An 8232-nucleotide genomic window follows, 5' to 3' on the forward strand; every position below is an offset into this window, starting at 1 on the left:
CCGACCGCTGGGCGTCGACCATGACGGGACACGATCGGGACGACATTGTTCTCGCTCACGCCGACTCCAGAGCTGAAATCGGCGCCACCAAGATTCTCATTCGTGAGGAACGTGAAGCCCGTGAAGACGCCACGCTCGCGGAGTTCGCAACACGAGCGCACGGCGCTGGCAACCGAGCCCTCGAAGAAGCCCCCGATCCGCATCGCACCTGCTTCGAACGTGACCGCGACCGCATCCTCCACGACACGTCGTTTCGTCGACTCGCCGGCAAGACACAGGTGTTTGTGTTCCCTGAAGATCATCAGCGCACCCGGATGACCCATGCGCTCGAAGTGACCCAGATCGCACGGTCGGTCGCTCAGGCGCTCGGACTCAACGTCCCCCTCGCCGAGGCAATGGCCATCGGGCACGACTGCGGGCACGGTCCTGGCGGACATGCCAGCGAAGATGCGCTCTCGCCATATCTGGTGGGCGGGTTCGACCATGCCCCCTGGGGCGCCGACGTCACGCTGCAGCCGCTCAACCTCTGCGCCGAGACGCTCGACGGAATCCGCAACCACTCATGGAGTCTTCCGGCGCCACAAACACCAGAAGGCGAAGTCGTCTCGTGGGCCGACCGCATCGCGTATGTCTGTCATGACTTCGAGGACGCCGTTGCAACAGGCATCGTCACCGCCGACATGTTGCCCGACATCGTGGCCGAGCGGTGTGGACGTAACCGGTCGTCACAGCTCGGTGCCTTCGTTCGAGCAATGATCACCGCAGCAGTGACCTCAGGCCGCGTCGGCATGATGCCCGACACCGCCGAGGCGCTTGCCGCCTTCCGCAAATTCAACTACAAGCACATCTACCTCCGGCCAGCAAGCACCCGCCAGGCCGACTCGGTCATCGCACTTCTGCGGGCTCTGGTCGAGCACTACGCGGACCGCCCGCATTCGCTTCCGATCCAGACCACGCAGGCTGTCCTTGGCAGTGAGGTCGAAGTGAGCCACATCGACGCTGGCAGCGAGGCCGCACTCAAAGCTGCAGTGGCCTACGTGGCCGGCATGACCGACCGCTACGCCTGCCAGCAGGGCATCACGCAGCTGAACTGGGATCCTGCGAAGCTGCCGTTCGCCATCGGCATGTCAGCCTAAGTACACAGCCCGGATACCGAGGCCCATGATGAACAGCGAACCAAAGCCGTACAGCAGGTATTGCTTGTCTTTGATAAACGGGCTCGTCCGATAGCTGTACAGGATGCCAACGGCAACGATTGTCGTGAATCCGTACAGCGCGTGAAAGTCGTCAAGCTTGAGCTCGTAGCGACTCACGAGCAGCACACCGACGATCGCTGCAGCAAATACGGAGATCTGAGCGACACCGATTACCCACCACAACGCTGCTCGCCGGAGAGCCGGAACATATTGCGCCGCAAGCGCCCAGCAGCCCACGAGCGCGTTGCTGACGATCAGGAACCACCCGAGCTGCGCGTGGAGGTCTTGTAGAGCCTGCATCAGGTCGGGTCAGCGCAGTTCGGGCCACCGATGAGCTGGACCACCGGCGAGTCGTCGGCGAGACCGGCGACGAACCCTCGGAAGTTGTCGTTGACAACGAAGTTGGGGGGCACAAAGTCGTCGGCTGGATTGATCGTGAGGCCGGGATAGGTGGATTCAACTTCGATGATCGGGGTGCCAAGACCGACACCTTCGACGGTCAGTAGACCTGGCGGCGTTGCATCGAGCTGGGTGGTGGCCACGCCGTCAAAGCTGTATTGACCGTAGATGTAGGAGAAAAAGTGGCGACGCCCTTGCAGCACCTTCGACACATCACCGAACGTCAGCTGTAAGCCGCCCCATGAGACGATGCGCAACTCACTCCCTGAACAGGCGCTGATCTCGAACGGGTCGACCCAGCCGGTGTCGCCGGTCGGCGCTCCGATGAACGAACTCAGGTAGGCAATGACGCCTTCGGGCTCGCCGGTGAACACGGCGGCGCCGATTCCGTCGTCGCTGAGCCGAAGGGCCTCGACGATCGGCTCGGTGTCGGCCGGGATTGCCGGCACGATCAGCGCCGTGGTGGTTGCCGGCGATGTCATTGCGGTGGTGGTTGCGGTGATGGTTGCGGTGATGATCGTGGTGGTCGTGTCGTGCACAAGTTCGGACTCGCGAGGCGCCTCGGTGGTTGGCGGAACGGTCGTGGTCGTCATCGCGGGCAGCAAGGTGAGCTTGGTCGTGGTGGGCTGCGCCGCAGTGCTGTCGTCACCGCCGGCGCACGCAGCGAATGCAACGCATGCAACCAGGACGAGACCGATTCGTTTCATTGCCACATCTTGTCTGCCCCGAGGGACAAATTGGGCCAAATCGGTGCGGATCAATCGAAGAGCCAACCGCGTTGCATTGGAGGTGCGACACCCCGTTCGATGTACGACTCGGTTCCGAACATGGCGGCGAAGGCCTCAGGCGGCATGTCGAGGAAAAACGACTGGTCGCTGATCTGGCTTCGGTGGCATGTAATCGCCGCACGCTTCTGGTCGACGTAGCCGGTCACATCGACTTCGAGGGTCAGCTCGGCTTCGGGCATGCCGAACGGGTTGCCGTCGTCAGCCGGGCCGGCCGGGTCGAACGGTTCACCGTCGACACGACCCTGCGGTGGCGTCATCCCTGACTCCATCGCCTGCTGCATCATCGTGACGACTCGATCGCGATTCATTGTCGCCTCGAAGAGCCGAATGTTGTTGCCTTCTGCAGCCATAAGGTCGACTGCGGAGTTGCCGACCTCGTGCACCTTGATGTGATCCGGATGGCCGTAGTTGCCATGCCAGTCATACGTGGTGACGACATCGGCGTGCTCTTCGCGAAGCACGGCCGTCAGCCGTTCGGCGGCTTCATCGAGGTCGGCGCGCAAAAAGCTCTCGGGATCGCTGTTCTGTTCCCAACCGGTCATCCCCGAATCCTTGTACCCGAGGAAGACAACGCGGTGTGCCCCCAGGGCCTCGATCGATGCCTCGGTTTCCTTGCGTCGGCGATCGACGAGGGTCTCCCCCTCAGCGAGATCGTCGGGCACTTCGCCATAGTCGCCGTTTGTTGCGACGACGAGCACGACCCGGTGCCCTTCGGCCGCGGCACGCGCCATTGCGCCGCCAGTGGAGATCGCCTCGTCGTCGGGGTGAGCATGGAAACAGACGAGTGTCGACATCGGCAACAGTGTCGCAGCGTCAGGCAGTTGCCGCTACATCCAGAGTGTGGTCATTCGGCGTGCCGCACCGCACCCGACTCGATGAGCTGGCCAATCCGCTCGGCGTTGACACCCCAGTCGGCAAGCACCTCACGCGTGTGTTCGCCAGCGTGCGCTGGAAGCTGGGTGACCTCGGCAGCTGTCCGGCTGAATCGGGGTGCCGGAGCCGGCTGGATGGTGCCACCGAGTTCGATGAAGGTCTGGCGTTCAACGTTGTGCGGGTGCTGCGCTGCTTCGGACATCGTGAGCACCGGCGCGAAACACACGTCGGTCATCTCCATCAGCTCGCACCATTCGTCACACGTTTTCGTCTTGAAGAGTTCGGCGATCCGAACCTTGAGTTCGGGCCATTGCGTGGCATCCATCTGGCGCGCAAACTGATCGTCGCCTTCGAGGCCCGTGAGCCGCATCAGTTCGGCGTAGAACTGCGGCTCGATCGAACCAATCGAGATATACCGACCGTCGGAGCATTCGTAGACGTCATAGAAGTGCGCACCGGTGTCGAGCAAGTTGGTACCGGGATTCTGCTCGTCGAAAATGCCAGCAGCCTTCATCGACCAGAACATCGTCATCAGTACCGCGGTGCCGTCGACCATTGCTGTGTCAACCACTTGACCCTGGCCGCTCGTCTGGGCTTCGAGCAACGCTGCCACGACGCCGAGCGCAAGGAACATGCCGCCGCCGCCGAAGTCGCCGACCATGTTGAGTGGTGGGACCGGGGCTTCGCCAGCCCGGCCGAAGTGAGCGAGTGCCCCAGCAAGGGAGATGTAGTTGATGTCGTGGCCGGCGGCTTGGGCGTACGGCCCGTTTTGGCCCCAACCGGTCATCCGACCGAACACCAACTTCGGGTTGCGTTCGAGGCAAACGTCCGGCCCGACTCCAAGGCGTTCCATGACGCCGGGACGGAACCCTTCGATCAGGCCATCAGCTGACCCGACCAGATCAAGCAGTGTTGCGACACCGTCAGCGTGCTTGAGATCAATGGCGACATTGCGTCGGCCACGCAGGCTGACATCCCCTGCAGGCTTGCCCGGTGTTGGCCCGCGGACCGCGCCGGCACGTTCGACGCGGATGACCTCGGCGCCGAGGTCTGACAGGAGCATGGCCGCAAACGGGCCCGGTCCGATGCCAGCGATTTCAATGATGCGCTTTCCTGCGAGTGGTCCCATGATGATCTCCTTCAAACTTGGTTGCTGGTGTTGCTATTACTGACGCGAATGTGCCCCGCGATTGCTTCGACAAGCACGGGTGCGAGTGGCGCGGGGAGGTCGTGGCCCATGTCGGAGAGCAGCAGGTAGCGCGAGCCGTCGATGAGTTCGGCTGTCCGCTCGCCTCCCGATGGCGAGATCAACTCATCGTCACGCCCGTGGATCACCAAGGTCGGTACGTTGAGCTGCTGGAGTCGTTCGCTCCGGTCGCCCGTTGCGTAGATCGCTGCGAGCTGGCGGGTGAATCCCTCGGGGTAAAAGATCCGGTCGAACTGGCGCGCCGAGCGATCGCGAGTGACGTCCTCGGAGAAGTACTTTTTCGACAGCCAGACCTTCGCCCCGATGGAGTCGTTGATGTAGGCCTCGCGTTCGATAGACGGTGGCGCAAGCAATGCCGACCGGGCCTCTGCAGACGGCTGGCCGTAATCGGGGTGGCCTGGGCTACTCATGATCGAGCACAGGCTGAGTACCCGGTCTGGATGTTCAATGGCCATCATCTGCACGATCATTCCGCCCATCGACACACCGGCGATATGTGCCTGATCGATACCGAGGTGGGTCAGCAGGCCCATGCCGTCGGCCGCCATCGCGCTGAGTGTGTACGGGACCTCTACCGACTCGCCGGCAATGATTGACTGGAGCACCTTCATCGGCTGCACCTGTTGACCGTCGAGCTTGGTGGAGAGGCCGACATCACGATTGTCGTAGATGGCGACGTGGAGGCCCTGGGCCACGAGCCCATCGATCAGTTCGGTCTCCCAGACAATCATCTGGCTCGTGTAGCCGTTGACGAGCAGCAGGGTTGGGTTGCCAGGATCGCCGAAGGTCGCGAACTCCAACTCGATGGCGGCCTCGTCGGCAAGAGCGGGCAAGACGGCGCGTGGCATGGTCGCAGTGTTGCAGAGCGCGTGGGCCGCGAAACAAGCGGGCAGTGGGTACTTTCATGGTGTGTCAGAAACGCGACGTGTACACGCCCCCGGCCGAGTCAACCTGATCGGCGAACACACCGACTACACGGGTGGTCTCGTGTTCCCGATGGCAATCGACCGCGGAACGACATTCACGTACACTGCGACCGCCGACTCGATCGAGCTGACGTCGGGCGACGTGGCCGGCCGGGTCAACATCGGCGTTCCGTTCACTGGTTCGGCCGCCAACGTGAACCCTGAATGGGGCACGTATGTGGCGGCCATGGCCGCCGAACTCGGCGTAACGACCGGACTGCGCGGACACCTCGTTTCCAACATCCCCGCAGGTGCCGGCCTGTCGTCGAGCGCAGCACTCGAATGCGCTGTCGGCCTCGCGCTGGGCTTCGACGGAACGCCACTCGAACTCGCGCAGGCAGCACAACGCGCCGAGCATGCTGCGACCGGTGTGCCGACGGGGATCATGGATCAACTGTCCATCGCTGCGGGAGTCGCCGGGCACGCCACGCTGATCGATTGCCACAGCCTCGAAGTCACCCCGCATCTGATTCCCGACGACATCGACATCGTGGTCAAGTTCATCGTCCATCGTCGGCTGGTCGGCTCGGCCTACGCAGATCGAGTTGCTGAATGCGCTCGCGCCGAGGCCGACATCGGACCGCTGCGGCTCGCTTCGCCCGACGACATCGTGCGCGTTACCGACCCGATCGCCCAACGACGGGCCCGGCACGTGGTCGCCGAGAATCTGCGCGTCATCCAGTTCGCCACCGAACTGGCTGCGGGTAACTACGTCGCTGCAGGTCAGATCATGGTCGATGGCCACGCCAGCCTGCGCGACGACTTTGACACGTCGACCGACGAGATGGATGCTGCAGTCAGTGCGCTCAATGCGCTCCCAGGCGTGTTCGGAACACGGATGACCGGCGGCGGATTTGGCGGGTGCATCGTTGCGATCTGCGAGCCGGGCTCCGTCGCCGATGGCTGGGTTGTCAAGCCCTCAGCCGGCGCCCACCACATCGCGTAACGCATCACTCAGACGCCTGACCGCTGCCGGAGTCCGGCTCCCCCACCAGAACAGATCTTGCCCGTCCACGCGTCTCACCACACTCGTCGGGAACGCTGCACGGAGCTCGTCGAGGTGGGCGTCGGTGAACTCGTATGGCTCCGACGGCACAGCAACGACGTCGGGTGCTTCGACGTCGACCAGTTGCACTTCGGGATACGCGGTTGGTGCATCACCGGTCACCATGCGGCAGCCGAGATGGGTAAGCAGCGATCCGCCGTACGTGGCTGCCGAGATACTCATCCACGGCCGTCGCCAGATCGGAACGAAGACTGACAGGCCCAGCGGCTCAACCTGGGGCAGCTGATCAATGTCAATCACGGTCGGGCCGTTGACGAGCGCAGACAGTTCGGCCACGACGGTCATGGCCGAGGCCACGTCGGTGACGTCGCTGACGAAAAGTTCGATGCCCGCTGCCTCCAGCGCCTCGGCATCTTCTCGTCGATTCTCTTCTCGGTCGAGCACCACGAGGTCGGGTGCGAGAGCGATGATCGCAGCGATGTCGGGGTTCTTTGTCCCACCGACGTGTGCGATGTCCGGTTGCTCGCAGAACTTCGTACATGCGATGACATCAGCGCCAAGGCCGAGCAGTGTTTCGGTGCTCGACGGCACCAGGCTGACAATCCGGCGTGCGGGCGGCACGTCAGCTTCCCAGCAGCTTGTCTTTCTGGGACTGGAATTCTTCGGGTGACAGCGTGCCGCGCTCGAGCATGCCTTCGAGCTTCTCGAGCTGCGTAGCCACGTCGGACGTCGAGCCGCCGGTGTTCACCGTAAAGCGCCGCTTTTCATTTTCTTCCATCTGGGAATGCATGAGGTTTTGCACTCGGTCAGGGCGCCGAATATCGCTGAAGCTCTGCTGGCCGTCTTCGCCGCCTGACTCGATCAGCAGGTCGCCCGAGCCTGTCATCCGTTCAAAAATACTCTGGCTGAAGTGCACTGTATTGACTCGTTCAAGCGGGATCTCGACGCCCATCTTGGCGATCACACCAGCGCGGAAGATCAGCCGGTCCGAGGTGATCACAAAGTTCGTCGTTATCCATTTGAGATAACGGACGACAACCCAAATCGCGCTGACCACGATCAGGATGGCCACCAACCATTTCAAAATGTCACCGAACGTGCCGCTGACGTCGGAAACGATGGCGAGGATGCCGAGAACGATCGAACCGACGAGCGCTGCGACCGGTTCGGCGAAGTACCACCAGTGTGGGTGGAGGTCGACCGCAACGGTTTCGTAGTCGTTGAGCAGCTTCTTGGGATACGGCATATCGCCAGCGTACTCAACGCCGCAGTATCGTTCAGAGATGACCGATGGTCTGACGACCTCGTTCGTTCATGTGCCGAGCTTTGACGGCCTCCGCGGCGTCGCTGTCGCTGCCGTGGTCGTCTACCACCTGTGGCCGCACGCCTTGCCCGGCGGCTTCATCGGAGTCGACGTGTTCTTCGTCCTCTCAGGCTTCTTGCTGACGTCGCTCCTCGTCCGCGAGGTCGATGCCACCGGCGGGATTCGACTTGGTCGGTTCTTTGTCCGACGGACGCGTCGCTTGCTTCCGGCCATGCTGATGATGACGACGGCGGTAGCGGTCTACGCACTCACGTGGGCCGACGCAGTCGAGTTTGAGCGGTTGCGTCGCCACGGCCTCGCGACACTCCTGTACGCAGTGAACTGGGTGTTTCTCTCAGATGGCACCACCTATACCGACGTCGTGGCTGGCGAGTCTCCGCTGCGCCATGTGTGGTCGTTGTCGATCGAAGAGCAGTTCTACCTCGTCCTCGCACTCGCCGTTGCCATCGTCGCAGCCAAGTCACCGTCGACAGC

10 protein-coding genes are annotated in these 8232 nt (G+C 62.7%); 3 read left to right on the plus strand and 7 right to left on the minus strand.

Annotated features, from left to right (window positions below; genetic code table 11):
* The first annotated feature begins 20 nt into the window (after positions 1-20).
* The gene (locus tag ACH2EI_RS01210; protein WP_395158904.1) at positions 21-1136 is read left to right on the plus strand and encodes an HD domain-containing protein; all 1116 of its coding nucleotides are present in this window, start codon (positions 21-23) and stop codon (positions 1134-1136) included.
* Here the strand turns inward: ACH2EI_RS01210 and ACH2EI_RS01215 are convergent.
* Genes ACH2EI_RS01215 through ACH2EI_RS01235 form a run of 5 tightly spaced genes read right to left on the minus strand, consistent with a single transcriptional unit; the run spans position 1128 to position 5311 of the window.
* On the minus strand, positions 1128-1496 hold the full coding sequence (locus ACH2EI_RS01215; RefSeq protein WP_395154516.1) for a hypothetical protein: 369 nt from the start codon (positions 1494-1496) through the stop codon (positions 1128-1130). The two genes, ACH2EI_RS01210 and ACH2EI_RS01215, sit on opposite strands and share 9 nt — an antisense overlap.
* A complete protein-coding gene (locus tag ACH2EI_RS01220) occupies positions 1496-2302 on the minus strand; it encodes a hypothetical protein (protein ID WP_395158898.1) in 807 nt (268 codons plus the stop codon). The genes ACH2EI_RS01215 and ACH2EI_RS01220 overlap by 1 nt, the downstream gene beginning before the upstream one ends.
* 50 nt (positions 2303-2352) lie before the next feature.
* Entirely contained in the window at positions 2353-3177 is an 825-nt protein-coding gene (locus tag ACH2EI_RS01225; protein WP_395154518.1) for a PIG-L deacetylase family protein, read from the minus strand.
* Positions 3178-3227: 50 nt separating this feature from the next.
* On the minus strand, positions 3228-4385 hold the full coding sequence (locus ACH2EI_RS01230) for a CaiB/BaiF CoA transferase family protein (protein ID WP_395154519.1): 1158 nt from the start codon (positions 4383-4385) through the stop codon (positions 3228-3230).
* 11 nt (positions 4386-4396) lie between these two features.
* Positions 4397-5311, minus strand: a complete 915-nt coding sequence (locus ACH2EI_RS01235) for an alpha/beta fold hydrolase (protein WP_395158900.1) — start codon at positions 5309-5311, stop codon at positions 4397-4399.
* Between the two features lie 61 nt (positions 5312-5372).
* Between ACH2EI_RS01235 and ACH2EI_RS01240 the strand changes: the two genes are divergently transcribed.
* A complete protein-coding gene (locus ACH2EI_RS01240) occupies positions 5373-6374 on the plus strand; it encodes a galactokinase (protein ID WP_395154521.1) in 1002 nt (333 codons plus the stop codon).
* On the opposite strand, the gene ACH2EI_RS01245 is transcribed toward ACH2EI_RS01240, so the two are convergent.
* Positions 6348-7055 carry a helical backbone metal receptor gene (locus ACH2EI_RS01245; RefSeq protein ID WP_395154522.1) on the minus strand — a complete coding sequence of 236 codons (708 nt, stop codon included), beginning with the start codon at positions 7053-7055 and terminating at the stop codon, positions 6348-6350. The two genes, ACH2EI_RS01240 and ACH2EI_RS01245, sit on opposite strands and share 27 nt — an antisense overlap.
* Before the next feature lies 1 nt (position 7056).
* A complete protein-coding gene (locus ACH2EI_RS01250; protein WP_395158902.1) occupies positions 7057-7680 on the minus strand; it encodes a PH domain-containing protein in 624 nt (207 codons plus the stop codon).
* A 37-nt stretch (positions 7681-7717) separates the two neighbouring features.
* Here ACH2EI_RS01250 and ACH2EI_RS01255 point away from each other — a divergent pair.
* Positions 7718-8232, plus strand: a 515-nt coding sequence (locus ACH2EI_RS01255) for an acyltransferase family protein (protein ID WP_395154524.1), incomplete at its 3' end; no start/stop codon positions are given.

Source organism: Ilumatobacter sp. (assembly GCF_041688325.1).
Taxonomy (GTDB): domain Bacteria; phylum Actinomycetota; class Acidimicrobiia; order Acidimicrobiales; family Ilumatobacteraceae; genus Ilumatobacter_A.

Excerpts from the sequence above, each read along its gene's own strand:
- ACH2EI_RS01220 (WP_395158898.1), bottom strand. The coding sequence starts at position 2,302 with ATGAAACGAATCGGTCTCGTCCTGGTTGCATGCGTTGCATTCGCTGCG.
- ACH2EI_RS01235 (WP_395158900.1), bottom strand. The coding sequence starts at position 5,311 with ATGCCACGCGCCGTCTTGCCCGCTCTTGCCGACGAGGCCGCCATCGAG.
- ACH2EI_RS01230 (WP_395154519.1), bottom strand. The coding sequence starts at position 4,385 with ATGGGACCACTCGCAGGAAAGCGCATCATTGAAATCGCTGGCATCGGA.
- ACH2EI_RS01225 (WP_395154518.1), bottom strand. The coding sequence starts at position 3,177 with ATGTCGACACTCGTCTGTTTCCATGCTCACCCCGACGACGAGGCGATC.
- ACH2EI_RS01250 (WP_395158902.1), bottom strand. The coding sequence starts at position 7,680 with ATGCCGTATCCCAAGAAGCTGCTCAACGACTACGAAACCGTTGCGGTC.
- ACH2EI_RS01210 (WP_395158904.1), top strand. The coding sequence starts at position 21 with ATGACGGGACACGATCGGGACGACATTGTTCTCGCTCACGCCGACTCC.
- ACH2EI_RS01215 (WP_395154516.1), bottom strand. The coding sequence starts at position 1,496 with ATGCAGGCTCTACAAGACCTCCACGCGCAGCTCGGGTGGTTCCTGATC.